General features: G+C 67.7%; 20 protein-coding genes and 2 pseudogenes. 2 read left to right on the top strand and 20 right to left on the bottom strand.

Going from position 1 to position 25,114, the window contains the following annotated elements; all coding sequences use genetic code 11:
- Positions 1-39: 39 nt before the first annotated feature.
- From VHD82_RS03620 to VHD82_RS03545, 16 genes are all read right to left on the bottom strand, one after another.
- Complete coding sequence (locus VHD82_RS03620) at positions 40-1,488, bottom strand: aldehyde dehydrogenase (RefSeq protein WP_325696952.1); 1,449 nt, start codon at positions 1,486-1,488, stop codon at positions 40-42.
- A gap of 29 nt (positions 1,489-1,517) precedes the next feature.
- A complete protein-coding gene (locus VHD82_RS03615) occupies positions 1,518-1,709 on the bottom strand; it encodes a hypothetical protein (protein WP_325696950.1) in 192 nt (63 codons plus the stop codon).
- Between the two features lie 19 nt (positions 1,710-1,728).
- Positions 1,729-2,934, bottom strand: a complete 1,206-nt coding sequence (locus VHD82_RS03610; RefSeq protein ID WP_325697502.1) for a peptidyl-prolyl cis-trans isomerase — start codon at positions 2,932-2,934, stop codon at positions 1,729-1,731.
- A gap of 2 nt (positions 2,935-2,936) precedes the next feature.
- Entirely contained in the window at positions 2,937-5,183 is a 2,247-nt protein-coding gene (locus tag VHD82_RS03605) for an RND transporter (protein WP_325696948.1), read from the bottom strand.
- Between the two features lie 14 nt (positions 5,184-5,197).
- Positions 5,198-6,496, bottom strand: coding sequence for an MlaD family protein (locus VHD82_RS03600; RefSeq protein WP_325696946.1), 1,299 nt, complete (start codon positions 6,494-6,496; stop codon positions 5,198-5,200).
- A gap of 9 nt (positions 6,497-6,505) precedes the next feature.
- Entirely contained in the window at positions 6,506-7,786 is a 1,281-nt protein-coding gene (locus tag VHD82_RS03595) for an MlaD family protein (protein ID WP_325696944.1), read from the bottom strand.
- On the bottom strand, positions 7,783-9,132 hold the full coding sequence (locus VHD82_RS03590) for an MlaD family protein (protein ID WP_325696942.1): 1,350 nt from the start codon (positions 9,130-9,132) through the stop codon (positions 7,783-7,785). The genes VHD82_RS03595 and VHD82_RS03590 overlap by 4 nt, the downstream gene beginning before the upstream one ends.
- A complete protein-coding gene (locus VHD82_RS03585; RefSeq protein WP_325696940.1) occupies positions 9,129-10,427 on the bottom strand; it encodes an MlaD family protein in 1,299 nt (432 codons plus the stop codon). The genes VHD82_RS03590 and VHD82_RS03585 overlap by 4 nt, the downstream gene beginning before the upstream one ends.
- 3 nt (positions 10,428-10,430) lie before the next feature.
- Positions 10,431-11,795, bottom strand: coding sequence for an MlaD family protein (locus VHD82_RS03580; protein ID WP_325696938.1), 1,365 nt, complete (start codon positions 11,793-11,795; stop codon positions 10,431-10,433).
- The gene (locus tag VHD82_RS03575; RefSeq protein WP_325696936.1) at positions 11,792-13,018 is read right to left on the bottom strand and encodes an MlaD family protein; all 1,227 of its coding nucleotides are present in this window, start codon (positions 13,016-13,018) and stop codon (positions 11,792-11,794) included. The genes VHD82_RS03580 and VHD82_RS03575 overlap by 4 nt, the downstream gene beginning before the upstream one ends.
- Before the next feature lie 6 nt (positions 13,019-13,024).
- The gene (locus VHD82_RS03570; protein WP_325696934.1) at positions 13,025-13,864 is read right to left on the bottom strand and encodes an ABC transporter ATP-binding protein; all 840 of its coding nucleotides are present in this window, start codon (positions 13,862-13,864) and stop codon (positions 13,025-13,027) included.
- Positions 13,865-13,875: 11 nt separating this feature from the next.
- On the bottom strand, positions 13,876-14,739 hold the full coding sequence (locus tag VHD82_RS03565) for an ABC transporter permease (protein WP_325696932.1): 864 nt from the start codon (positions 14,737-14,739) through the stop codon (positions 13,876-13,878).
- A gap of 9 nt (positions 14,740-14,748) precedes the next feature.
- On the bottom strand, positions 14,749-15,492 hold the full coding sequence (locus VHD82_RS03560; protein ID WP_325696930.1) for an ABC transporter permease: 744 nt from the start codon (positions 15,490-15,492) through the stop codon (positions 14,749-14,751).
- A 92-nt stretch (positions 15,493-15,584) separates the two neighbouring features.
- A complete protein-coding gene (locus tag VHD82_RS03555) occupies positions 15,585-15,992 on the bottom strand; it encodes a hypothetical protein (protein WP_325696928.1) in 408 nt (135 codons plus the stop codon).
- Between the two features lie 17 nt (positions 15,993-16,009).
- Positions 16,010-16,579, bottom strand: coding sequence for an RNA polymerase sigma factor (locus VHD82_RS03550; protein WP_325696926.1), 570 nt, complete (start codon positions 16,577-16,579; stop codon positions 16,010-16,012).
- A gap of 4 nt (positions 16,580-16,583) precedes the next feature.
- Positions 16,584-17,690 (bottom strand): NDMA-dependent alcohol dehydrogenase, encoded by a 1,107-nt coding sequence (locus VHD82_RS03545; protein ID WP_325696924.1) that lies wholly within the window; start codon positions 17,688-17,690, stop codon positions 16,584-16,586.
- A gap of 223 nt (positions 17,691-17,913) precedes the next feature.
- On the opposite strand from VHD82_RS03545, the gene VHD82_RS03540 reads away from it, so the two are divergent.
- Complete coding sequence (locus tag VHD82_RS03540) at positions 17,914-19,221, top strand: cytochrome P450 (protein ID WP_325696922.1); 1,308 nt, start codon at positions 17,914-17,916, stop codon at positions 19,219-19,221.
- Between the two features lie 63 nt (positions 19,222-19,284).
- Here the strand turns inward: VHD82_RS03540 and VHD82_RS03535 are convergent, their stop codons facing one another.
- From VHD82_RS03535 to VHD82_RS03525, 3 genes are all read right to left on the bottom strand, one after another.
- Positions 19,285-20,499, bottom strand: a complete 1,215-nt coding sequence (locus VHD82_RS03535) for an NAD(P)/FAD-dependent oxidoreductase (protein WP_325696920.1) — start codon at positions 20,497-20,499, stop codon at positions 19,285-19,287.
- Positions 20,499-20,693, bottom strand: a complete 195-nt coding sequence (locus VHD82_RS03530; RefSeq protein ID WP_325696918.1) for a ferredoxin — start codon at positions 20,691-20,693, stop codon at positions 20,499-20,501. Before VHD82_RS03530 ends, VHD82_RS03535 begins: the two co-directional genes overlap by 1 nt.
- A 130-nt stretch (positions 20,694-20,823) precedes the next feature.
- Positions 20,824-21,969 carry a LuxR C-terminal-related transcriptional regulator gene (locus VHD82_RS03525; protein WP_325696916.1) on the bottom strand — a complete coding sequence of 382 codons (1,146 nt, stop codon included), beginning with the start codon at positions 21,967-21,969 and terminating at the stop codon, positions 20,824-20,826.
- A gap of 747 nt (positions 21,970-22,716) precedes the next feature.
- On the opposite strand from VHD82_RS03525, the pseudogene VHD82_RS03520 reads away from it, so the two are divergent.
- Positions 22,717-23,553: pseudogene (locus tag VHD82_RS03520) on the top strand (helix-turn-helix domain-containing protein); the annotation flags it as partial.
- A gap of 74 nt (positions 23,554-23,627) precedes the next feature.
- Here the strand turns inward: VHD82_RS03520 and VHD82_RS36705 are convergent.
- Positions 23,628-24,888 (bottom strand): annotated as a pseudogene (locus VHD82_RS36705) (IS256 family transposase).
- Positions 24,889-25,114 lie beyond the last annotated feature (226 nt).

Raw genomic sequence — 25,114 nt, 5'->3', positions numbered from 1 at the left:
GCCGGGCCCGGACGCGAAGGCCCGGCCAACCGTTGCCCCCTAGCTGCGGTCGAGATAGACCGATTGCAGCTGCTGGTACGCCGCCAATCCCTCCGGCCCGAGCTCGCGGCCGAGTCCGCTGGCCTTCACGCCACCGAACGGCGCGGTGGGGTCGGGTAGGTAGGCGTTGATCCCGATCGTTCCCGTGTGGACACGCTTGGCGACCTCAGCGCCCCGTTCGGGATCGGCCGTCCACACCGAACCGCCCAGCCCGTAGTCGGAGTCGTTGGCGATCCGGATCGCGTGGTCGACGTCGTCGTAGGCGATGACGGACAGCACCGGGCCGAAGATCTCCTCCTGCGCGATGGTGAAGTTGTTGTCCACGTCGGCGAACACGGTCGGCTGCACATACCATCCGCGGTCGAGGTGCTCGGGCCGCCCGCCGCCAACGGTGACCCGGGCGCCTTCCGCCTTGCCCTTGGCGATGTAGGACTCGACGCGCTCGCGATGCCGCGCGCTGACCATCGGGCCGATCTGCGTGGTGGGCTCCAGCGGATCGCCGATCGCAACACCGCTCGCGAGCCCGCTGAACACGTCCACGACCTGGTCGTATTTGGCGCGCGGCGCCAGGATCCGGCTGCCGAGGTAGCAGGTCTGCCCGTTGTTGATGAACGACGTCGCGAACAGCTGCTCGATGCTGGTGGACAGGTCGGCGTCGTCGAGCACGATCACGGCCGACTTGCCGCCCAGTTCCAGGGTCACCGGGCGCAGGAGCTTGCCGCACGCCTCGGCGATCGACCGGCCGGCCGCGGTCGAGCCGGTGAACGCGACCTTGTCGACTCCCGGGTGGGACACCAGATAGGCCCCGACCTCACGGCCCGCAGGCACGAAACTGAGCACGCCGGCAGGCACGCCGGCTTCCTCGGCGGCCTCCGCGAGCAGGAACGTGTCGAGCACGGTCTCGGGTGACGGCTTGACGACGACCGTGCAGCCGGCGGCCATCGCGGGCGCCACCTTGAAGAAGGTCAGCGCCTGCGGGAAGTTCCACGGCACGATGGCCGCGACGACACCTACCGGCCTCCGGCGCACCAAGGTCGTGCCGCCGAGCAAGCCGGGCCGTTCCTCCTCGGTAGCCGCCTGGCGGGCCAGGCCGGCGTAGTAACGCAGCAGCATGCTGGGGAACCCACCTTCGAGCTGCTCCGCGATCACGATCGGCATGCCGTTCTGGGAGCTGATCCGCCGCACCATTTCGTCCTTGCGCGCGTCAATCGCGTCGGCAAGACGCTCCATCACCTCCGCGCGCTTCGCGGGCTCCCAGGTGGCCCAGCCCCGGGGCTCGTCGAACGCGTTCCGCGCGGCAGTCACCGCGTCGTCGATATCGGCCTCGACGCCCAGTGGGACCGACCCCAGCTCCTGTTCGGTCGAAGCGGATACGGCGGTGATCACGTCACTGCCGTGCGGGCGCACCCACTGTCCGCCGATGTAGAGCTTCTCGTACCGCAAACTCATCGAAATCTCCTTTCACGTGTGAACTTCCGTCAGATCAGCGAGGGAACCGCGGTCAACACGAACAGCAGCGCCACGACCTGGCAGGCGAGCGCCCCGCGCCGGAGCACGGTCGTCCGGTGCTGGTGACCGGGTCCGGCCCGGGCGAGCGCCGGTGCGTTGCGCCTGCCCCACCAGCCGATCAGCGCCAGTGCGATACCCAGCGCCAGCTGGAAAACCACCATCGTCCACATGAGACTGTGCTCACTTGCCCGCAGGCGCGGGCACCGCGGACGGCTGGCTGTTGAGGGCGGACGGCGGCGGCGCGTCCGGGTCCTGGGGCCGGTAATCGTCGGCGTAGCGCACGTCGGCGGCACGGATCTGCTGGGTCAGCCAGTCCTGCCAGCGGTTCATCGCCTGCTCGTCGATCAGTTGCTGCTTCAGCTGCGCCTGCACGGCATCGAACTGGGCGGGCACCGCCGGCACGACCGACACCACCTTGCCGACGTTCCAGCCGTACTGGGTCTGCACCGGCCCGAACACCCCGCCCGCGGGGGCCGCGAACGCCGCCTTGGCGTAGGCGTCATCGAGTTGCGCCGCGGTCACCAGGCCGAGGTCACCGCCGGAGTTCCTGGTCTGATCGTCCAAACTGGACTGCTTGGCGATGTCCTCGAAGGACGCTCCCGACGTGACCTTGGCGAGCACCTGATTGGCCTCGTCCTGGGTTCGCACGACGATGTTGTGGATCGACCGCTTCTCCGGGGTACCCAGGGCCGCCTGCCGCGCTGGGAAGGCGTCGCGCACCTGCTGGTCGGTCACCGTGACCCCCTGCGTCTGCTGCCCGAACAGCTGGTTGACGGCGAGCATGTGCTTGATCTCGTCGAGCACCGCCTGCTCCGACGTGCCCGCCGCGCCGAGCCCCTGCACGAAGCTCGCATGCGCGTCCGCGCCGTCGCCCGCCTGCTGAGAGATGTAGCGGCTGAGGACGTCTTCCGCGGTCTTGTCGGCGATCACGATGTTCCGTTGCTGTGCCTGCCGGTCGAGGATGATCCGCACAGCGTCAGCCTTGGCCATGGCGCGACGGAAGGCATCCAGTTGAGCGGGATCGGTCGGCGCCTGCACCCCGTAGAGCGCGTGCAGCCGGTCTGCTTCGGCGTTGAGTTCGTCGACGGTCACGACCTGGTCCCCGACGCGGAAGGCAGCGCCGTCGGGTAACCGCCCGGCGTTCCACCACAGATAGCCGCCGGTACCCCCTCCCGCGATCAGCACGAGCACGACCACCAGCAGCGCCCGGCCCTTGCGGCTGCGCGGAAAGCGCGGCAGGCGCCGGATTCGCGCCGCCAGGGCACGCGGCCGGGACGTCCGCTCCGGTTCGGTGTTCTCCTCGACCTCGTCGGCGCCGTCCTCGGACTCCGCCAGTGTGGCGACAGCGCCAGGGGTCACGTCCTCGGTCTCGTCGTCCGTCGGCATGGTCAACGCACCTCCTCGAGTGTCTTGAGCACGGGCTGTTTCTCTGGCACGGGCGGTCTGACACGGCTGGTGACCGAGACGACGCACCACGCGGACACGCAGGCCAAGACCACGGACCCGGCCAGCAGCAGCCCGAACTGCCGGATCACGGCCAGCTGCGACGCGGCAAGCGCCGCGTAGCCCAGCGCGGACGTGACGGTCGCGAGCAACATCGACCGGCGCAGCGCCGGGTTCCCGGTCCGCACCGACGTCGCGAGCACGACCGTGAACTCGGCCCCGACCGCGGCGGTCAGTGACCCGAGCGCAACGGTGATCGGGCTCAGCGGTGTGCCTGTGAGCCACAGTGCGAACAGGCCGAGCCCGGTCGCCATCGCCGCCGCCAGCACCGCACGCAGCGCGTCGGACCGGCGGCGCAAGCCCACGGCCAGCACCGTGCCCGCGGCGACGATGCCGAGCACGTTGGACCAGACCCGGTCGCCCGAGATCAGCTCGTCGCCCCGCACCGCCGCCATCGGCAGCCCGGTGAGCTCGGCGTGGTATCCGGCGGGCGGCACCGGCAGCACGCGCAGCACGTCGTCGCGCAGGTTTCGCAGGGTGCTGAGGTCGGTCGTCTTGGCGCCGAAGACGAGCACCGAACTCTGGTGGTCCTGGCGCACGACGGCGGAGCTGAGATAGGGCGGCAGCAAACGCATCCCGGCATCGATCTGCTCGGCGGTCGCGCCACCGCCGAGGAAGGTCAGCAGCGACGGCAGTGAGATGGCCGGGCGCAGCTGGTCGCCGTGCGCGGTGACGATCGCGTCCTGCGCCTGCCGCATCCAGTCCATCGCCTGGGGCGTGGTGACATCCGGCCCGCGCAGCACCAGGTCGACCTCTCCCGCGGAGCCCAGCGTCCGTTCGACGCGCGCGGCGTCCTGGAGTGACGGCAGGCCGGCCGCGAAATTGTCCACATCGGACTGCAACGGCAGGGCGGGCAGCACACACCAGCCTGCCACCGCCAGGGCGGCGGCAGGCGCCGCGAACGCCCAGCCACGCCGGCCGGGTGGCTTCGGCGGAGTAAACACGGGGCCGGGCAGGGAGATCTGGCGCAGCAGCACCGCACCGGCCGCCGCGGACACGAGCACGCCCACCGACAACGTCATGCCGAGGTCCCGCACGAAAGGTAACGGCGAGAACACCAGCATCGCGAAGCTGGCCGCGCTCGCGCACGCCACGACAAGCACCGTCCGACGGCGGGCCCGTTGCGTGAAGTAGGTCGGGTAGTAACAGCCCACGCCCAGCAAAACCGACAGGAACGCCACGACGCCCAGCGACAGCGGCCTGCCTGCCCAGCCGAACACGGCGAGCGTCAGCAGTATCGACACCAGCGTGATCAGCAGCGGCGGCAGCCGGTGCCGCCGCCGGGTCCACGGCACGAGCCACAACGCCAGCCCCACGGCGGCCAGCGAGATCCCCCCGATCAGCGGGATCTCGCGGAACACCTGGTCGCCGATGGACGACGCGATCACCGGTACCCCGGAGATCGTGACCCGGCTCGCCCCGGCCGGGGCGGCGCCGACGGTCTGCCGCACCGCGGCGACCAGGCGAGCGGTGGCCGACTGGTCCATACCTTGACGCGGACGCACCAGCACCGCGACCGAGTTCTGCGACGGGACGACGAAATGCCACTGCGCCCGTACTCCACCGTCGGGGGAGTACATGACCGAGTCCACGAAGCGCTGGTTGCTCAGTGTGGGCAGTCCGGCGGGCATGCCCTGTACGAGCAGCGGGCCGTAGCGCTGGTCGAAGTCGTCGAGGGCGCGCTGCCCCGCCGCGTCGGCTTGCGCGGCGCTGGCGCCCTTCGCCTGCGCGTCGGCGATGGCTTGTGCCCGCATCGCGTCCCGCCTGCCGGTCAGCTCGGCGAGCAGATCCTGGGCGCGCCCCGCGAGCTGGTTGAGCACCGTGCCCGGCCCGTAGACGCTCGCGACGTCGGGCAGCCGCGCGAGCCGTCCTTCGAGGTCGAGCAGCGCGGTCAGGTTGTGCCCGGCCAGCAGGCTCTTGGGGGTATCGGCTTCGAGAAGCACGACGACGGGATCACCGCCGTAGGACCGTGCTTGCTCGTCGAGCTGAGTGACAGTGGGATCACCGGCGGGCAGGAACGAGCCGACCGTCGTCTCGACCCGTAGCCGGGACAGGCCCCCGGCCGCCAGGCCCACGAGGCATGCCACCGCGAGGACCACGCAGGCGCCACGCGCGCTCCAGTTTCGCTTCACCAGTCCCGGGATCCTCATCGCGGCGCCGGGTCCTGCTGCACCTGCGGGTACTGGCCGGTGAACGGGACGGGATTGACGGCGCCGGGCGCCGGATAGGGGTTGCGTTCGTTGAGCGGGCCGATGTTGGTGTTGAGCGGCACGCCCGTCACAGCCTGCCGGTTGAGCACCGGGAGCAGCCGCAACGCCTGACCCTGCTGATTCCCGGTGTTCAGCGAAGCGCCCCAGTTCACGAACAGGTGCGCGATGTCCTGGCCGTAGGGCTCCAGGTAGGTCAACATCGGGTTCAGCTGCAGCAGATCGTTCTGCAGCGACGGAAAGAGCGCCGTGAGGTCGCTCGCGGCGGGCGGTACCCGGTCCAGCGTCGCGGGCGCCTTGCCCAGCACCGCGTCCAGCGCCGGCAAGATACCGCGCAGGCCGGCCACCGCCTTCGGAAGCTGCTCGAGCGCCGTGTTGAGGTCCGGTCCCGCGGCGCGCAGGTCCGCCGCCACCGGGGTGAGCGCGGCGGACAGCTGCGACACACTCGACGTCGCGCCACGCGCCGTATCGAGGACACCCGGCAGTTTGCGCATGACGGCTTGCAGACTCGCTCCGTTGTCCGCCGTCGCCGCCGCGAGCTGGTTGGCGTTGTCGACCAGGTCGGCGATCTCGCCCTGCCGGGTGTCGAGCGCGGCGAGCAGGGTGGCCGCGCTGCCCGTCAGGTGCCGCAGGTCGTCCGACTGCGCGGCCAGCGCGTCGAGCGCGGTCTTGCCGTTACGGCCCAGCTCGCCGAGCCCGGTCAGCGCTTGACTGATGTCCTGCCTGCTGCCGTCGGTGGCGACACCGAGCGAGCGCAGGCTGGACCCGAGTGCGTTGCGGGTACCGGCGTCCAGGCTGACCAGGACGTCGTTGAGTTCGACGGCCGGCTTGGCCGATCCGGCGGGCAGTGTCGCGCCGTCGGGCAAAACCGCGCCCTTGCCCTCGGTGATCTCCAGGAACGTCTCGTCGACGAGCGTCTTCTCCCGGACCTGCACGGTCGCGCCCTCGTGCAGCGGCGCGTTGCTATCCAGCTGCATCGTCACGTGCGCGGTGTTGCCGGTCACGGAAATGGCTGCGACCTTGCCGACGGTGACGCCCGCCATCGTGACGTCGGAGTTGTCGACCAGGTTCGACACCTTCGGGATGTCGAGACTGACCCGGTACCCGTCCTTGCTGACCAACGGAAGACGTCCGCCGGAGCTGACCCACAGGTAGCCGAAGATCAACGCGCAGAGCAGGACGAAGATCGTCAGGATGACGAGCCGGATCTTCGGCAGCGCGGCATGGGGGATGTTCATTCGGACCACCTAGCGCGGAGAGTGCGGGAACCGGTACTTGTCGGCCGGGGTGGACAGTGGTTGGAGTGCGTTGGTGCCGAGCGTCTGCGGCGCCACCACGGCGAAACCGCGGAGGATGCCGCCGTTGCCGTCCTTGAGGCTGGTCAGCGACCGGGTGTTGACGAAGAACGCGCCCAGGTCGGACAGGCTCAGCACCGCCGCGTTGGTGACTCCGTCGAGCTGCCCGGCGACGGCCTTCAGATCCGGCAGCGTCGCGTCCAGGTCGCTCGCGAACGGCCGCAGGTCCTGCACCACCGGCTCGGCCTTCTGCACCACGGGCAGTCCTTTGTCGACGGTGGTGCCCAGCGTGTCGACGGTGTTGCTCAGTTTGTTGAGGGCTCCCGGCAGCGTGCCCGCGGCGTTGCGGAGGTTGTCCAGCGCGGGATCGAGTTGACCGCTCAGCGCCTGTACGGCGTCCGTGGCGGACTTGAGCTGGCTGGTGAAGTCCGGCAATTGGTCCAGCACCGCCTTCAGGTCGCCGTTGTGCGCGCCGAGCGCTTGCAGCGTGGTGTTCAAATCGCCCGCGAGCCGGCCCAGCCGGTCACCGTCCCCGCCGACCGCCGTCGAGATCTGGGACAAGGCGGTCACCAGCCGCTGGAGGGTGTCCCGTCGGGTCTGCAAGGACTGGACCACCGGCTGCAGGCGCCGCGCGACCTCGTCGGTCATCCGCAGTCCGCCGGGCAGGTTCTGCGGCGCGGCGGCAAGCGCGACGTCGGATTCCTGGAGCAGGCTGGCCAGCGCCTGCCTTGTGTTCTCGTCCAGATGCCCCAGCGCTTCGTCGATCTGAATGGGCCGTTGCGACTGCCCGACCGGCAGCACACCGCCGGAGCTCAGGCGCGGTGCGGGCGGGCCGCCGGGGCTGAGTGCGATGTACATCTCGTTCAGCGGGCTCTTGGGGCGCAGCACCACGGTGGCGTTCTGGTAGACCGGGTATTTCGCGTCGATGGAAAGCTGCAGCCGCGCGTGGCCGTCGTCGTCGACGTCGGCCTTGTCGATCTCGCCCACCTTGACCCCGGCGATACGCACCTCCTGGCCGTGCCCCGGGCTGACGCCCGGACTGTCCTCGAAAGTCGCGGAGAAGGTGAACCGGTCATCCCAGGGCCAGGTGACCCGCTGGTTGGCCAGGATGGTTCCGCCGACGAGTGCGGCGACCACGATCAGGGCGGCCAGCACCACGACGTTGCGCAGCAGGCCCGGTTCCGTGCGGACTCGCTGCCAGGCGCGGCCGGCCCGGCCCAGTCGCGTGCTCATCGTCCCTCCTGCTGGTTGCGATGGATCTGCTGGTTGAGCTGGTCGAGGAAGTGCTGCAGGTTGACCGGCAGCCCGCCCGCGCTGCCCAGCCCGAACCCGATCTGGATGGCGATCGCGCTGCCGTTGGGGTCGAACAACGACGACACCTTGTCGAGGTTGGTGACCGCACCGGCGATCTCCTGATACATCGGGACGTCCGAAGTGGACTGTGCGTACTCGCCGGTTCCCTTGTACGGGGCGTAAAGGAATGTCCGCACCGGCCCGTTCAATCGGTCGAGCACCGGTCCGCGAAGGTCGCCGAGCACGTCCGTGGTCTGTCTGCTCACCGGTGTCAGCTGCTGCACGAGGGGCTCGGCGTCATCCAGCAGTGCGTTGGTCTGCCGGACGAACGGATCAGTCTTCGCCAGCACCGGATTGAGGTGGGACAGCGTGTCCGCCAGCTGCCGGGCTACCGGCCGCGCGTCGTCGGAGGTGTTGCGCAGCTTGCCGAGGGTGGTGTCAAGGCGCTGCAATCCGGCGTCGGCCGAGCGCAACGTCCCGGGCAGGTCGCCGATGGTCGACGCCAGCTGAGTCGAGTCCGCGCCCAGTGTGCCGACCGTCGAGCTCAGGTTCGTCACGATCGAGTCGAGCCGGCCCTGTTGCTCGGATAGCCGGGCCGAGGTGGATTCCAGCCCCGTGACCAGGTTGGGCAGGTCAGTGCCGGGGTTCTGCCCGCGCGCAGCGTCGAACACGTCACCGGCCGGTCCGAGCAGATTCGGCGCATCGGCCAGCAATTGGTCGACCGCCGGTTGCCCGCCGTTTCGCAACGTCTGGTCGAGGTCGCCGACGCTGTGCTGCAGGCCTGTCAGGGCGTCCGGCTGCAGCGTGTTGGCCACTTGTCCCAGCTCCACCGGCAGCTTGGTGCGTTCGACCGGGATGGTGCGCCCGGCCGGCTCCCCCGGGGCGCCGCCCGGCTGCAGGTCGACAAAGTAGCTGCCGCTGAGCAGCGTCGTCGGCCGGATCACGGCCGTGGGCTGCGAACGCAGCTTGGGCAGCGTGCCCTTGTCGAGCTTCAGACTCACCAGCTCGCTGCCGTCGCTCTGCTTGTCGATGCCGGTGACGAGGCCGACCGGCGCGAACGCGATCTTGACCTGGGACTGGTACGGCTCGAGGCGGTAGTCCCGGGCAAAGTGCGCGGTGATCGTGTCCCCCGGCTCGAGCGTCGCCATGATGCGGGCCTTGTCGAACAGAGCGGTACCGGCAACGAGGATCAGCACGATGAGCGCGATCCCGAGCTTGAAGGCGGAGATGCCCTGGTACCGGCCGTCGACACCCTTACGACCGAACAGCCTGCGCAACACGATCACTTGCCCGCCCCCTGTCCACCGAGCAGTGAGGTGCGTTGCTCGGTACGCGCCACCCCGGGCGGCGCATAGGGGTCACGCGCCACCGTCGGGTCCTTCAGCCCGACCAGGCCGGTCGCCGACTCGGTGTCGATCGGGGGGTAGATGCGCAGGTAGTGACCGGCCGCGTCGCCGTACTGCAGGGCGTCGGCGAAGTCGGAGAAGAACATGGAGATCTCCGGGGAGTACGGGGCGATCTGCGCGAGCGGTTGCTGCGCTGTGGTGACCGCCCGGGTCAACATCGGCGCCAGTGGCCGCGCGTCGGTGAGCGTGGTGGTGAGGGCCCCGACGGCGGGCTGTGCCTGGTCGGCGACGCCTGTGAGGTGTTGCAGCGGCGGGATGCCTTCCCGCAGCACGCCCCGGAGATCGGGGGTCGCCACGCCGAGCGAGTTCGCGCCGGGTCCTAGCGTGGTGAGTGCGTCTTGCGTGTTCGCCAGGGGCTGCTGCAGGTCCTGAAGCGCGCCACGGACCTTCGTCAGCGTGTCGGGAGCCCGGTCCAGCGCCTCCCCCAACGGTTTCCCGTCATCGGCGTTCACGGCCTGCAGCGTGGTGTCGAGGCGTCCGGCGAGTTCGCCGAGTTGTTGCTGGCGCCCGTCGAACGCAGTGGCGAACCGGTTGGTGGCCTGCAGTAACCGGGTCAGGTCCTGCCCGCCATCGGCGCTCAGCGCCCGCGCCACGGTGCCGAGGTCCGGTAGCAGGGTGGGCAGGGCACCGGCGGCGTCGGAGAAGTCCTGCACGTGCCCGACCGCTCCGCCGCCGACCTGCCGGATGGTGGAACCAAGCGCCTGCCGGGTCGGCGCGTCGAGCACCGCCAGCACGTCCGAGAGTTCCTGCGCGCCAACGGTTTTCGTCGCCGGAATCACGCTTTCGGGATCGAGGTGGCCCGCCTCCGGCGCCCCCGGGTCGAACTCGACGTACTTCTGTCCCAGTGCCGAGCGCGCCCCGACCGACGCTGTCACCGCCGAGGCGTTGCGGTAGACCGGACGGTTGTCGTCGAGCCGCATGGTGACCTGGGGTTTGCCGTCGACCAGGTCGATCGCGCTCACCTGGCCGACCCGGACATTGGCGATCCGCACGTCGTCGCCCGTGCGCAGCGCCCCGACGTCGTCGAAGGCCGCGCGCACGACCGTCCCGGACTGACCGGGTAACCCCGTACTCGCGGTGAGGGCGATGTACAGGGCGCCGGCGAACACGACCGCAATCGCCGTGCCCAGCACGACCGCGCGCCTGCGCGCCCATTTCCCGCTTCGCGTGGCCATCGGTCAGTTCCCTCCCAGCAGGAATTGCAGAGCGCCGCTCTCTTGGATCTGTGAAAGCCCAGTGACTCCGCCGTCCGGAGCGGCCTGTGGGGACAGAAGTCCGAGCGCACCGGCAGGTCCACCCGCCGGTGCGCCCGGCCCGTCGGACGGCGCGGGCGTGCCGCCCGTCACGGACTGCGCGACGCCGCTGACCGGGTTGCCGGGCAGGATTCCGGTGAGAATCCGCGGGTCGACGACGACGAGCGCGCGGAAGTAGTGCGCGAGCCCATCGGTGCCGTTGGTGCTCAATGCCCAGCCGCGAACGAAGTTCATTACGTCGCCGATGTTTCCGGCCAGCGTCGTGGCGAGCGCCCGCAGCGACGCCGCGTCGCCGCGCAGCGCCGGGCCCGCCGCCAGCAGTTCCTGGGTCACCGGCCGAGCCGCGTCGAGCAGTACCTGTGCCTTGTCGAGCACGGGCTGCGCATGGGTCAGCGCCGGGTCGGCGCTCTCGGTGAAACGGCTGATCTCGTCGCTGATGGCCTGCAAGTTGTCGGTAACCGGGCGGATGTCGCCCAGTACCGGGACAGCGGCATTCGCCGTGCCGGCAAGCTCGGACAGCGTCGTTCGCGCCTCGGTCAGGGTCGCGGGTAGCTGTGCCAGGGTGGCCTGGAGCTGCTGCTGCCTGCTCGCCGTCGTGCTCAGCAGATCGTGCGCGGACCCCACGACGGAATCCAGCGTGCGGCCGCCGTCCTGGGCCAGCGACTGCGCGACGGGTTCCACGTTGTCCACCAGTTGGTTCAGCGTCGCGTTCTGCTGGTTGAGGATCTGCGCGAGACCGCTCGCGTCGGTCATCGCGGGTGCCAGCGCCTTCACCGTGTCGGCAACGTTGGTTCCGTTGCCCTGCATACCCTGGCCGAGCATCGTCACCAGCGCGGCGAGTGCGTCGCCGGTGTCGTTGTCGAGAACGTCGAGCACCTGGTCGAGGTCGGCGTTCTGGTGAGTGTGCGCCAGCGGGATCACGCCGCCGGGCGGCAGCACGGGTGCCGACGGGGTGCCCCGTCCGAGGTCGAGGAAGCGCTCACCGAGCAGGCTCACCGGACGGACGGTCGCGGTCGCGTCCGTGTGCAGCGGAAGCGCGCGGGGGTCGACGGTGAACGACACGTCGGCATGACCGTCCACAACGGACATCGCGGTCACCTGCCCGACGACGACGCCGTTGACCTTCACGTCGTTGCCGGCCAGCAACGGGCTCGCGTCCGCGAACTGTGCCACGACCGTCTGCGATGCGTGCTCGTCCGACGTGCCCGCTCCCACGATCGACCAGCCGAGGCCGACGAGTGCGACGACCACGACGCTCGTTACGCGCAGCCGGGCCCGGATTCCGCTCATCGCACACCGCTCCCCCACGCGTCCTGCCACGGCTGGTTCGCGTTCGCTCCGGGCAGCGGATACGGCTCGTTCTGGGTACCGGGTGGGAGCACCCCCGGGTTGTCGGAGAACATGGTCGCGCCTTCCTGGAGGTAGAACCGCACGAAGTGCCCGTTGGAGTCGTAGTTCCCGCCGTTGGACGACCACTCGGAGAACCAGCCGGCCAGCTCGGGCGTGTAGGGACGCAGGTAATTGAGGACCGGGCCCAGGTAGCCCGTCGTCTGGCCGAGCCCCGGCACGGTCTGGTGCAGCGCATCCAGCAGCCCGGGTGTGTAATCCAGCAACTGTGCCGCGCTCGCGAGTGTCGGCCCGAGCTTGTCCACCAGCGGTGGCACCTGCTGAAGCACCGGCGAAAGCCGCTGGGCCACCGCGGGTAGCTGCTGCGTCGCCGGACGCAGGTCCTTCAACAACGGCACGGCCTTGTCCGCGGTACCGGGCACGTCGCCCAGCGTCTTGTTCGCCGTGTCCAGCGTTCCCGGCAACATCTGCAGCGCGGTCGCGAGCTGCTGTCGCTGTTGGACGGTCGCCGACGTCGTCTTCGACAGCGCGTCGATGATGGTCCGCACGTCGGCGTCTCGCCGCGACAGCGTCCCCACCATGGTGTCGAGCTGGGTGACCAGGCCGCGGATCGCCGGGCCGTCGCTGCCGACCGCGCCGAGCACCTGGCCCAGCGCCGACAATGCCGGACCGGCCGAACGCAACGTCGCGTTGGCATCCTGCTCGTGGCCGGCCACCGTGGTGTTGAGCTGCTCGACGAGCGACGACAGGTGGTCGCGGGTCGGCTTGTCCAATGCGGCCAGGACCTGGTCGAGGTTCATCGGGTCCGCCTGTTTGCCGGGGATCAGGCCCCCGTCGGGAATCGGGGCGTTGCCCGACGGCCCGTCCTTGATTTCGATCCAGCGTTCGCCCAGCAGCGCCTTCCACTCGACCGTCACCTGGGCTCCGTCGTGCAGCGGCCGGCTGTCGGTCTCGAGCGCCAGCCGTATCATCGCCTTGCCGTCCTGGACCGAGATCGAGTCGATCGTCCCGGCCGGGAAGCCGTTCATCGTCACCGCGCCGCCCGCGTGGAGGTTCGTCGCCGAGCCGAGAACGACGCCGACGTAATACTTCTTGTCGGGCATGGCCCAGACTGTGCCCGCGATCACGGCCACCACCACTACGGCGATGATCAACACACGTCGCATCGGAGATCAGTCCATTCCCAGTGGGCCCGCCGAGTCGCCGGCGAGAAACTGCCGCACGAACGGGTCCTGTGACGCGAAGGCCTCCTCGGCCTCGCCGTAGTGAACGACCTTGCCCTTCCAGATCAGCCCCACGTAGTCGCTGACCTTGCGGGCGCTGCGAATGTCGTGGGTGACCACGAGGTAGGTGCCCTTGTGCCGCTCGTGCATTTCGAGGATCAGGTCACACAGCAGGCTGGTGCGCACCGGATCGAGCCCGGAGTCCGGCTCGTCGAACAGCACGATCTCGGGGTTCATCACCAGCGCCCTGGCGAACCCGGCGCGCTTGCGCATACCGCCGGAGACCTCGCTCGGATGCTTGGTCAGCGCGGCTTCCAATCCCACCTCGATCAACCGCTCCATCACGATTTCCTCGATGTCGGACTCCGCGAGGTCGGTGTGCTTGCGCAGCGGGAAGGCCACGTTGTCGTAGACGTTCATGGAACCGAACAGGGCCCCATCCTGGAACAGGACGCCGAACCGCTTACGCAGCTCGTATCGTTCGTGCTCACTGATCCGCCAGATGTCCTGCCCGAAGATCAGGATCTCGCCGGCGTCCGGCTCGAGCAATCCGACGAGATGCTTGATCAGCACGCTCTTGCCGGTACCCGAGGGGCCGAGCACGGTCGTGATCGCGTCGTTGGCGAACTCGAGATTCAGTCCATTGAGGACACGAAAGTCGCCGAACGCCTTGTGCACGTCGCGCACCTGCATCGTGTGCGCGGGCCGGCCAGCCGCGCGGGCGAACTGCACGGTCGACTCGGGATCGTGGGGCTGCTCGGCTGTCGTGGTCTTCGCAATTCCTGGCATCACCGGACCTCCTAGTTCGCGATGGGGGCGTTGGGACTGAGGCCCCAGAACAGTTGGGTGCCGAGCAGCCCCACAACGTGGATCAGCACCATGGACAGCATCATCGATTTCGCCGTGTTCCGGCCGACGCCGACGGGACCACCGCTAGCGGTGTATCCGTAGTAGCAGCCGACGAACACGACCACCGTCCCCATCGCCAGCGCCTTGGCCAGTGCGTAGAGGAAGTCCAGGGGGTTCTGGAACAGCCAGAACGTGTAGAGATAGCCACCGGAGGAAACCCCGGCTAGCTGCACGACGGTCACCAGGTACATCGACAGGTACATCAGGCCGAGCCCGACGGTGAACAACAGCGGCATCGCTATCCAGGTGGCGACCACGCGCGTGCCCACCAGGTAGCTACGTGATCGGATTCCCATGACCTCCATCGCGTCGATCTCCTCGGCGATACGCATCGACCCGATCTCGGCCACCAGCCCGCAGCCCACCTTCGCGGCAAAGATGTAGCCCCACATGTACGGGGCCATTTCCCTTGTACCGCAATAGGTGTTGAAGATGCCGCTGTAGAGCGGGGCGCCGATCTGCTTCAACGTGTAGCTCGCCTCGAGCCCGCACACGGAGCCCATCACGAACTGCATCATCCAGATGATCAGACCGCTGGAGATGATGAGAATCCCCGCCTGGTGGAAGATCTCCGAAAAGTAGCGGCGGACCTGAGGCAGCGCACGGGCGGTCTGCCCGGAGAACCGCGCGATGTCGCCGCCGGTGGCGACCGCGTCCCTGATCTTCCCGCCGATGTGTCGCGCGGAGATCCGCACGTCGGGCGGCTTCGGCGCGCGCGAGACGCGCGCCGGCCCGGTGTCCTGTTCCGTCGACATCTTCAGTCCCTACTTGTAGACCTGCATCTGCGGGTTGAGCCCGAGCAGGATGGTCGTGAAGACGTAGTTGACGATCCAGATCGCGGCGAACGCGCTCACCACCGCCTGATTCACCGCGCGACCTACGCCGATCGGCCCGCCCTTGACGTGGATTCCCTTGTAACAGCAGACAATCCCAATGATGAAACCGAACACCGTCGTCTTCGCGACGCTGCCCCAGATGTCGGTCGTGGTGGCGTTGTCGAAGAAGCTCGCGAAGAACGACGCCTGGTTCGCGCCGAGGACGCCGACGCCAGCGATGTACCCGCCGACGACGCCGAACACCAGAGCAACCAGATCCATCAACCCGGTCATGAAGGTCACCGCGAGGACACGGGGCAGGACCAAGTCACGGATGGGATCGACGCCGAGCACTTCCATCGCGTCGATCTCCTCCCGGATCCGCCGCGCGCCCAGGTCCGCTGTCACCGCGGTACCCACCACCCCGGCGACGACCATCGCGTTGATCCAGGGCGCGAACTCGCGCACGCTGGCCATGATGAAGAAGGACCCGAGCCGTTCGGGAATCCCGAACAACAGGAAGATATTGCCGCCCTGGAGGCCGGGGGCGCCCAGCCCGAACGCCGTCGTCGAGACCGCCATGGGCAGCCAGCACAGCTTCAGCACGCTGAACATCTGGTCGCGCACCGAACCCCAGTAGCCGACGGGATGGCGCACCGCCGACCACAGCACGACTCCGGCCAGTTGCAGCATCTCCCCGGCCTGGGCGAACGGCGAGGCGGCACGCGTTGCGGCCTTGCCCGCCGCCTTCCTCGCCCCTGCCGGGGCCGGGTTTGTCGTCGTGGTCACGCCCGCGCCTTCCCGCGCCGTCGCAGTCCGGCGATCGCTCCGCCCGCGCCGCCCACCACCGCAGCGGTCGCGAGCGTCGCGGCGACCTGCCAGACACTCGCGGAACTCGCTCCCCCGGCCAGCACCAATGGCAGTACCAAGACGTAGGACCCGACGGCGGCGCACATCCCCTGCGTCGCCTGCCGGACCGCGTGCCCGGTGCGCATCCCGGCGACGGCGAACGCGACCACCGCGACGACGACGAGCCAGTACGGCCCGAACACAGGAAGTCGCGCCGCCGCCGGTGCCACCAGCCCACCGAGCACCAGGACGGTGAACCCGCTCGAACATCCGCGAACCAGTGCCGCACCGTCGAGCCCGTCCCAGAGTGTGGCTCGTGGCCGAGCCGGATTGTCCGTTCGCATCAGGCTTTCTCCCTCCTTCACGCCGAGATTTCCTGTGGTTCCAAGAAAGTCTCAAGTCTCCGCATCGCCCTGTGCTGAAGCTGGCGAACAGCGGCCTCGCTGCGGCCGAGCACGGCCGCCGTCTCCGCGACTGTGCGTCCCTCGATGAACCGCATGCGAAGGCAGTCACGCTGATCGGGAACCAGCCTGGCGAGGCCGTCCCACACCAGCTCGCACAGCTGCCGCCGCAACACCGCTTGCTCCGCGCTCACCTCGAAGCACCCCAGCTCCGGCAGGACGCTGACCGGAATCTCGGACCGGTTGGACCAGGACTTGAAGTGATCGATCACGATGTTGCGGCTGATGGTGATCAGCCAGCCGCGGAACTTGCCTGCCTGGTGGGACACCGAGCCCAGCGAACGCAGCATCCGCACGAACACCTCGCTGGTGAGGTCCTCGGCGAGGTGCCGATTGGCCACCCGCGTCTGGATATAGCGCCGCACGTCCGTCGCGTGCATCCGGTACAGCGCGGCCAGTGACTCTGGGTCGCCCCTTCTCGCGGCGGCCAGCAGCAGCCACGAGTCGGCATCCCCACCGGAGCCGGTCACGGTCTCAGTACCGGATGAGACCGCGGATATTGCGGCCGGAGAGCAGGTCATCGTAGCCCTCGTTGATGTCCTCGAGCCGGTACTCGGTGGTGATCAGCTCGTCCAGCTTCAGCAGGCCCGCGTTGTACATCTCGAGGTACCGCGGAATGTCGAACCGGGGGTTGGACGAGCCGAAAAGGGCACCCTTGATGGACTTTTCGAACAAGGTCAGCTCGAACAGTGACGCTGTCACGGATGTGTCCGCAGGGTGACCAAGAGCCGTGACGACCACCCGACCGCCCTTGCCGACCAGCGTCAGTGCCTCGCCCACCTGGTGTCCCTCGGCGTTGTCGGTCGTGACGATGCAGGCGTCGGCGAGCCTGCCGCGGGTAAGCTCGCTGATCGCAGGCAGCGCCTCCTCCGCCGAAGCGAACGTGTGGGTCGCGCCGAACTCCTTGGCCTTGTCCCGCTTGAACTCCTTCGGGTCGACAGCGACGACGTAGCTCGCACCCGCGTTGCGCGCCCCCTGGATCGCGTTGACGCCGATACCGCCTGCCCCCATGATCACGGCGCAGTCGCCATGCCGGATCTCGCCGGCGTTGACCGCGCTGCCGTAACCCGTGGGCACACCGCAACCGACCAGGGCCGCCTTGTCCAGGGCGGTGCCGTTGTCCACCTTGACCACGGATGCCTGAGGTACGACCGTGTATTCCGAAAAGGTGCCGAGCAGGCACATCTGCCCGATGCCCTGGCCACGCGCGTGGAACCGATGGGTGCCATCCAGTTGCGGCCCGAGGATCACCGCGCCGCCGAGGTCGCAGAGGTTGGTCATGCCGCGGGCGCAATAGGCGCACTGGCCACACGCCGGGAGGAAGCTGAGCACGACGGAGTCGCCCTCTTCCAGTCCGGTCACGCCGGGCCCGAGGCCCGCGACGACGCCGGCTCCTTCGTGCCCACCGACCACCGGATAGGGCATCGGCATGTCCCCGGTCACGAGGTGATAATCGGAATGGCACAGACCGCTCGCCGTCAGCTTGACGAGTACCTCACGCTCACGGGGACCGTCGAGTTCGACCTCGTCGATCTGCCATTTCTCGTTCGGCCCCCAAATGACCGCGGCCTTGGTTTTCATCGCGGGGTTCTCCTTCTCGCCAGGGCGTCTACTGCGGACTCATAGTTCACGGCGGAGCGGGAGGGAGGCATCTTCCTTGCGGGGTAGTTTCACATCCCGCCGGGGGATAACCGACCGGAAGGACGGAAGAGGGAGACAACGCCTCTCGTTCGGTAGATGGCACGGGCCGCCACCGGTCCTAGGCTCGGGCAGAAGTCGATCGGCCGATCACACAGGAGGAATGATGACCAGCGCCCCCTCGGCGGAGCAAACCACCCGGATACCGGACGACATAGCGCGAGCGGTAGTGCTGCCGGAGTCCTATGGAGACGAGAAAAACGTCACCTACCCCGCGTTTTCCTGGCTCCGGCAGAACCTGCCGGTCGGCCAGGCCTTTGTGGACGGCTACGATCCGTTGTGGCTCATCACGAAGTTCGACGACATCATGACGGTCGAAAAGAACCACTCGTTGTTCAACGCGAGCATGAACAACCCCATCCTGAACACGCAAGCCGGCGACGCGTTCCTGCGCTCGCTCACGCCCGACGGGTCGATCCGCTACCTGGACGCGCTGCCGTTCCTCGACCCGCCGGAGCACACCCAGATCAAGGCCGCGACCAGCAACTGGTTCACACCGAAGAACGTCGCGAAATTCGCGGACCGGATTCGCGCCATCGCCCGGGAGGACGTCGAGAAGCTACTGAGTTTCGACGGTGAATGCGACTGGGCGACTGATTTCGCCTTGTATTACCCATTGCGCGTGATCCTCGGTCTGTTCGGAATTCCGCAAGACGACCTGCCGCTGATGCTGAAGCTGACGCAGGAGTTCTTCGGCGCGAACGATCCGGACGAGAAGCGCGATGACGTCGAAGTGAGTCCCGAGGCGGCGGCACGACAGTTCCAGGCCGCGTTCGCCGACTTCTTCGCCTACTTCGACCAGTTCACCGAGGACCGCCGCACGAACCCGCGCGACGATCTCATGTCGGTCATCGCCAACGCCAAGATCGACGGCAAGTTCCTCGGCCAGGCCACGGTCAACGGGAGCTACCTGCAGGTGGCCACCGCGGGGCACGACACCACGTCCTCGACCGTCTCCGGCGTGGCGATAGCCATGGCACAGCAGCCCGACCAGTGGCAGCGCGTGCGCGAGGACCATTCGCTGATCTCGAACATGGTCAACGAAGCCGTGCGCTGGACCTCACCGGTCAAGCACTTCATGCGCAGCGCGTCGGAGGACACAGTGCTGCACGGGGTGCAGATCCGTAAGGGTGACCGGTTGATGCTGAACTACCCGTCCGGCAACCGTGACGAGGACTACTTCGCCGACGCGGACACGTTCGACCTGGACCGGTCGCCGAACAAGCACCTGGGTTTCGGGTTCGGCGGGCACATGTGCATCGGACAGCACATCGCACGAATAGAGATGGAGATCCTCTTCGAGGAACTCGCCCCGAAGATCAAGAAGATCGAGCTGGCCGGCGAGCCGAAGCCGATCAAGACGAACTTCGTGTCCAGCTTCAAGAGCGTGCCGGTGAAGTTCACCAAGGCCTGAGGCCGTAACGCGAAGAGGCGGCCCCGGGAATTCCGATTCCCGGGGCCGCCTCTTCGCGATCGTTCAGTTGCCCGTCTTTCCGCGGCCGAACTCGACCGCCTCCGCCCAGGTCACCCGATTGGCGATCATCCGGCGGAACTTCATGATGAGCGTCGGCCGGTCCACCGTCAGTGCGCCGACAACCCGGTCCGCTTTCCGGTACAGGGCAAGGAGTTTGCCCTCTTCCCAGTGCCGGTCGACCACCGCGATCTCGTCGGCGGCCGGTTCGCCGACGAACTGGATCCTGCTGCTGTACCAGTCGGACCAAAAGTAGGGCACGGTGTCGTAGGGCTTCGCCAACTCCGGTTCGAGCGCGTTACGCGCCGCCAGCGCACCCTGCTCAGCGGCGCTGGTCCAGTGCTCGAGGCGCAGCCTGCTGCCGAAAAGGTCGCTGATCCAATGGCAGACGTCGCCCGCGGCGTAGACGCCCGGCATCGAGGTCGCGAGCGTGCGGTCGCACAGCACGCCACCGTCCCGGTCGTCCAGCCGGATCGCACTGTGCCGCAACCATTCCGTGCTCGGTGCTGCCCCGATGCCGACCACCACCAGGTCCGCGGGCAGCTCGGTGCCGTCGGTGAGCACCACCCCGTCCACCGCGCCATTCCCGGTGATGCGCTCCACGCCCACTCCAAGGCGGAGATCGGTCCCCGCCCGCAGATGCAGGTCCGCGAGCAGCTTGCCCATCTCGGAGCCGACCGATCGCGTGAGTGGTACCGGTGCGGCTTCGACGACAGTGACCGGCAGCCCGCGCGCACGAGCGGAGGACGCGACCTCGGACCCGATGAATCCCGCCCCGATCACGACTGTGCGGGCACCGGCCTCGAGGGAACGCCGAACCATCCGAGCGTCATCGAGCGTGCGCAGCGTGCACACCCCCTCCAGCCCGTCTGCGCCGGGCAGCGTGCGCGCCCGCGCTCCGGTCGCGATAACCAATGCGCCGTAAGGCACTTCGTCCCCGCCGACACTGACGACGCGCCGTGCGGTGTCGATGCCGGTTGCCGGCCGACCCAGCCGGAGCTCGACACCGAGCTCGTCGCGCAGGGCGCGCTCGTCGCGGAACACCGGCTCTTCCGCCTTCCCGCCGAGGTACTGCTTCGACAGCGGCGGCCGGTCGTAGGGAAGGTGTTCCTCGGCGCCGATAAGCGTGATGCGGCCGGAGTACCCCGCTTTGCGGGCTGCCTCCACGGCGCGTAACCCGGCGAGGGACGCGCCTACGACGCCGAAGCTGTCCGGCCCCATCAGTCCTCTTCGAGGAAGAGCGCTTCCGTCGGACACCCCGCGACCGCCTCACGGGCGGCGTCACGGAGGTCGCCCGCGGGGCTTTCGTCCAAAATGGTCAGTGAGCCGTCCTCCTGCACCTCGAACAAATCGGGCGCAAGTGACTCGCAGATGCCCAGTGCGGTGCACTTGGTCCGGTCCACAGTGATTTTCATGGGTTCTCCACCTACCTCGCGGAACGACGCCGCCTCGACGGCGGCTGTCTCCAAAGGTAAGAGGACACCGCGTACGAGTCGTCACTCGCCAGAGGTGTTTCCCCTCTCCCGACGGGAGGATGTAACTCCCTCACACCGCCTGGTTCAAAGCCCTGCGCGTCATCATGTGGTACCGGGACACGGCCTCGGCTCTGTTGGCTGCTCCGAGTTTGCGCAGGATGTGCTTCGCGTGCGTCTTCACTGTCCCCTCGGAGACGAACAGGTTACTCGCTATCTGCGCGTTCGTCTGTCCCAACGCCATGTGTCGGAGCACCTCGACCTCACGCGGTGTCAAGCAGATCCCGTCGTCACTTCTCGGAGCCACGTGCGGCGAGGACGTGGGCGCCGCGACAGGAGAGCCGTTTCCGGGCCACAGTTCCCCGTCGGCCTCTGTGAACTCATCGATGAGCTCGTTCACCGCCCGGTGGTGGTCGTCCAGCTGCTTGCGCAGGCCCATCAGCCGTTCTTGGAACACGGTGCGCTCAATGGCGAAACCGAGACCTTCCGCGACCGTCCCGATCAGGTCCCGGTCGGCCTCGTCAACCGTCCCGGTGTCTACGTTCTGGTCCGCATGCACCAGGCCCGCGGCCTTGCCCGAGACCATGATGGGCGCTGACACGTAGGCATGGCAGTCGATCAGCGATCGAAGTTGCGGATGAACCCGCGGGTGGCCCTCCGCCTCGTGCACGAGAATGGGAACGCGCCGCCGCACCATTTCGGTCTCGACCATCGCTCCGGTCAAGGTTCCGGGATGTTCGGTGCCCACCCGAACCATGTCCCGCGCGAGCTCCATCTCGTCGACGACCGCCGCCGACCGCGCGATCCACTGTCCACCCAAGACTCGCGAGACCAGTACCCGGGACAACCCGAGCTTGTTCACCTCGGTCGGGACGCGGTCGATCAGGTCGGGCACCGTCGCGTACGACCGGAGGTTGTGCAGGAACGTGGACAACCCGAAAATCCGCTTGTCCCGCTGCGCCGCCGAAGACTGCCTGAACGCCGCACGCGCCATGCCCAGCTGCAGCAGTACCGCCGTCATCCTGGCCGCATGGATGTCGCTGTCACCGCTCCTCCAGCGCGCCCAGCCGACGGCCAGAGCCTGCTCCGCGGCGCCGACCGTCGCCTCCAGGGTGGCGGGATCACGCTCGGACAGTTTGCTGTAGGCGACGTCGTCTTTCAGAACCTTCTCGACTGTCGCCAACAGATCAAGAACCCGTTCGACGTCCCGTTCGGCCACTGTGTCCGCGGTAGCGGCGACCGACCGACCGCCCGGCAACGGATCACCAGCTTCTTCTCGACGATTCTGGACCACTTTGTCCATCCTCTTTCTTCAGCTCGATCTGCGGCGGCGTTCCGTCACCGGATTACGGCGTCAGGCCGGGAAGTCCGCCTCGAAATCGGGAGGGTACCGACTCGGCCTGCCCGCCATCGCCGATGACGCCGAAACCATGCAGAGTCTACTCAGGACTCTCCGATGGTCCGGTTTCACTCCGAATCAACACTCGCAGCCTCGGGTAGGCTGATCGGCTGCATGTCCGCCATGGTGGACGAGCCGACAATCAATGCCGCACGAGCAGGACGTGACCGGCGCAGCCCGATCGTCCAAAGCCACCGACAGCCGGTCTGCGAACACGTGGCCATGGCCGGCTTTGCGTGACGGCTCGACGTGGTGAACCTGCTCGTGTGATAGTGGCTAGCTGCGACATCGGCTTACTCGCTCCGCCCGGACGAGACTTTGAACCAACTATTCACAGTTTAGAATGATATGACCAAAATAGTCAACATCGATACCTCCCGTCGACCGCGCGAGGCTCATCCACCGGACCCGGGGGCGTCAACCCGCTCGCCCTGCTTCCGGCACAACGAGCATGTTGCGGGGCATGACGTTGGTGTCGGCCGCGAAGGTCTGAGACTGAGGGACGGGTCTTTCGACGGCAGGATGAGAAGTGCGACCAACTCGTCCACCGAGTAGAAAGACCCGTCCATGCACCACCGTAACGCTCCGCTGTCCGTCGAGGGTCGTCGCCGGCTCGTCGCACGATGCCAGACCCGCCCGATCGCCCACGTCGCCGCCGAGATGGGCATCTCACGCCAATGCGCCTCCAAGTGGGTCAACCGCTACCGACGCCACGACGAGACCGGCCTGCTCGACCACCCGAGCGTCCCGCACCACCAGCCCACCGCCACCCCCGCCGAGGTCGTGGCCCGGATCGAGCAACTGCGCCGGGCCCGAAAGTACTCTGCCCGCCGCATCGCCACCGAACTGGCCGCTGAAGGCATCACGATCTCCCTGCGCACCGTCAGCCGCCACCTGCTCCACCTCGGCCTGGACCGGCGCCGCTTCCTCGGCCCCACTGGAGCCACCAACCGGCAACCACGACCGATCATCGCCCGCTGGCCTGGGCACCTGATCCACCTGGACGTGAAGAAGACCGGCCAGATCCCCGACGGCGGTGGCTGGCGGAGCCACGGCAAAGGCAGTACCCAGGACCAACGCGCCCGCCGCGGCAAACGTCGTGGCGAACGGGCCCGCCACACCTACCTGCACTCCGCCGTCGACGGCTACTCCCGGCTGGCCTACACCGAAGCCCTACCCGATGAGAAAGCCCGGACCACGATCGCCTTCACCCACCGCGCGCGGGCGTTCTTCGCCCGTCACGGCATCACCCACATCCACCGCATCGTCACCGACAACGGCGCCTGCTACCGCGCGAACGACTTCGCCACCGTCCTGCGTGGCGCCCGCCACCAGCCGATCACGCCCCACACCCCACGCCACAACGGCAAAGTCGAACGCTACAGCCGGACCCTGGCCGAAGAGTGAACCGCCCCGGGTTTGATTCCCGGGACTGGGGACTGTCAGCGATCTTGTGGGCGGCAGCGTGATCACTCTCGTTAGTGCGGCGCGTCGAGTCGGTCGCCGTAGTGCATGGCGAGTGTGTTCAACGCGTGTTTCCACCCTACTACTTTCCCGGTGATATTGGAACGGTTTTTGAGTGGGTTTTGGATCACGAGATAGAGCACTTTCAGTGCGGCCTGTTCGTTAGGGAAATGGCCACGACGTCGGGTGGCTTGCCGAAATCGGGAATTCAAGCTTTCGATGGCGTTCGTCGTGTAGACCAGCCTGCGTAACTCCGGCGGGTAGGCCAGGAACGGCGTGAACTGTTCCCAGCTGGTTCGCCAGAGCCGGATCATGGCCGGGTATTTGTCCTCCCACTCCGCACAGAAGTCGCTGAATTCGGCTTCCGCGACCTCCAAGTCGGGGGCGGTGTAGATGAGCTTGAGTTGTTTCGTGATCGCCTGCCAGTACTTCTTCGACGCATAACGCAGACTTGCTCGCACGAGGTGCACCACGCACAATTGCACCTCCGCCCGCGGCCACAGGGCCGTGACCGCGTGGCCACGATCAGGATGTCCTCGACGCTGCGGTTCTTGAGGTCTGACAGGTGGTTCATCCAGCCCTTGGCGCCCTCACCGCCGGTCCCGACCCACATGCCCAGCACGTCACGCTCGCCGGCAAGGGTGATGTCGACTGCGACGTAAATCGGCCGGTTCGCCACCGCGCCGTCGCGAATTTTGACGTGAATAGCGTCAATCAACACAACGGGATGGACGCGGTCCAATGGTCGAGCCTGCCACGAATTCAGGTCCTCGACCACCCTGTCCGTGATCTTCGAGATCAGCTCACGGGATACCTTCGAATTATATATGTCGGATAGGTGTGTGCCTGGATCTCCCCGGTTGTAAGTCCCTTTGCGTAGAGAGAAATGACCGTGTCGTCGAAACCCTCCACCCGGCGGGCGTATTTCGGCACGATCTGCGGCGTGAACGTGCCCTCCCGGTCCCGCGGCACCTCAATACGCACCTCGCCCACATCGGTACGCACCGTTTTCGCCGACGACCCGTTTCGTTCGTCGAGCCCGAACTTACCGGCCCGGTCGCCTTTCTCGTAGCCGAGATGCTCGTCCATCTCGGCATTCAACGCGGTTTCGAGCACGGTTCTCGTCAGCTGTCGCAGCAGACCGTTCGGCCCGGCCAGCGATACCCCACCCTCGCGGGCTATATCGATCAACTCCCGCGCGACCCGAACATCGAGATCATCCCCGCCCGGGGTCGCGTTGGTGGCCGAACCAGCCGCCGTGTCCTCGCTTGTCAACCTTGAACCCTTTCCACCGGAGCAACCCCTCCAGCATCGTCAAGATCACCCACCACCCACAAGATCACGGACAGTGAATCGCCCTGGTGTGTCTGGAGACTTTGCTTCTTGGGAAGGTAAGTCATGGCACGAGCGACTACACGCCGTTATCCCGCCGAGCTGAGGGAACGCGCGGTTCGGATGTTTCACGAGGTCAAGGTCCAGCACGAGTCGGAGTGGGCCGCGA

The organism is Amycolatopsis sp. (assembly GCF_035546795.1).
Classification (GTDB): domain Bacteria; phylum Actinomycetota; class Actinomycetes; order Mycobacteriales; family Pseudonocardiaceae; genus Amycolatopsis_E.
This window is presented reverse-complemented; position numbering and strand designations above follow the sequence as displayed.

Coding starts and splice junctions, on each gene's coding strand:
- VHD82_RS03620 (WP_325696952.1), bottom strand. CDS start 1,488: ATGAGTTTGCGGTACGAGAAGCTCTACATCGGCGGACAGTGGGTGCGC.
- VHD82_RS03615 (WP_325696950.1), bottom strand. CDS start 1,709: ATGGTGGTTTTCCAGCTGGCGCTGGGTATCGCACTGGCGCTGATCGGC.
- VHD82_RS03610 (WP_325697502.1), bottom strand. CDS start 2,934: ATGCCGACGGACGACGAGACCGAGGACGTGACCCCTGGCGCTGTCGCC.
- VHD82_RS03600 (WP_325696946.1), bottom strand. CDS start 6,496: ATGAACATCCCCCATGCCGCGCTGCCGAAGATCCGGCTCGTCATCCTG.
- VHD82_RS03595 (WP_325696944.1), bottom strand. CDS start 7,786: ATGAGCACGCGACTGGGCCGGGCCGGCCGCGCCTGGCAGCGAGTCCGC.
- VHD82_RS03585 (WP_325696940.1), bottom strand. CDS start 10,427: ATGGCCACGCGAAGCGGGAAATGGGCGCGCAGGCGCGCGGTCGTGCTG.
- VHD82_RS03580 (WP_325696938.1), bottom strand. CDS start 11,795: ATGAGCGGAATCCGGGCCCGGCTGCGCGTAACGAGCGTCGTGGTCGTC.
- VHD82_RS03575 (WP_325696936.1), bottom strand. CDS start 13,018: ATGCGACGTGTGTTGATCATCGCCGTAGTGGTGGTGGCCGTGATCGCG.
- VHD82_RS03570 (WP_325696934.1), bottom strand. CDS start 13,864: ATGCCAGGAATTGCGAAGACCACGACAGCCGAGCAGCCCCACGATCCC.
- VHD82_RS03565 (WP_325696932.1), bottom strand. CDS start 14,739: ATGTCGACGGAACAGGACACCGGGCCGGCGCGCGTCTCGCGCGCGCCG.
- VHD82_RS03560 (WP_325696930.1), bottom strand. CDS start 15,492: ATGCTGCAACTGGCCGGAGTCGTGCTGTGGTCGGCGGTGCGCCATCCC.
- VHD82_RS03555 (WP_325696928.1), bottom strand. CDS start 15,992: ATGCGAACGGACAATCCGGCTCGGCCACGAGCCACACTCTGGGACGGG.
- VHD82_RS03545 (WP_325696924.1), bottom strand. CDS start 17,690: ATGAAAACCAAGGCCGCGGTCATTTGGGGGCCGAACGAGAAATGGCAG.
- VHD82_RS03540 (WP_325696922.1), top strand. CDS start 17,914: ATGACCAGCGCCCCCTCGGCGGAGCAAACCACCCGGATACCGGACGAC.
- VHD82_RS03535 (WP_325696920.1), bottom strand. CDS start 20,499: ATGGGGCCGGACAGCTTCGGCGTCGTAGGCGCGTCCCTCGCCGGGTTA.
- VHD82_RS03530 (WP_325696918.1), bottom strand. CDS start 20,693: ATGAAAATCACTGTGGACCGGACCAAGTGCACCGCACTGGGCATCTGC.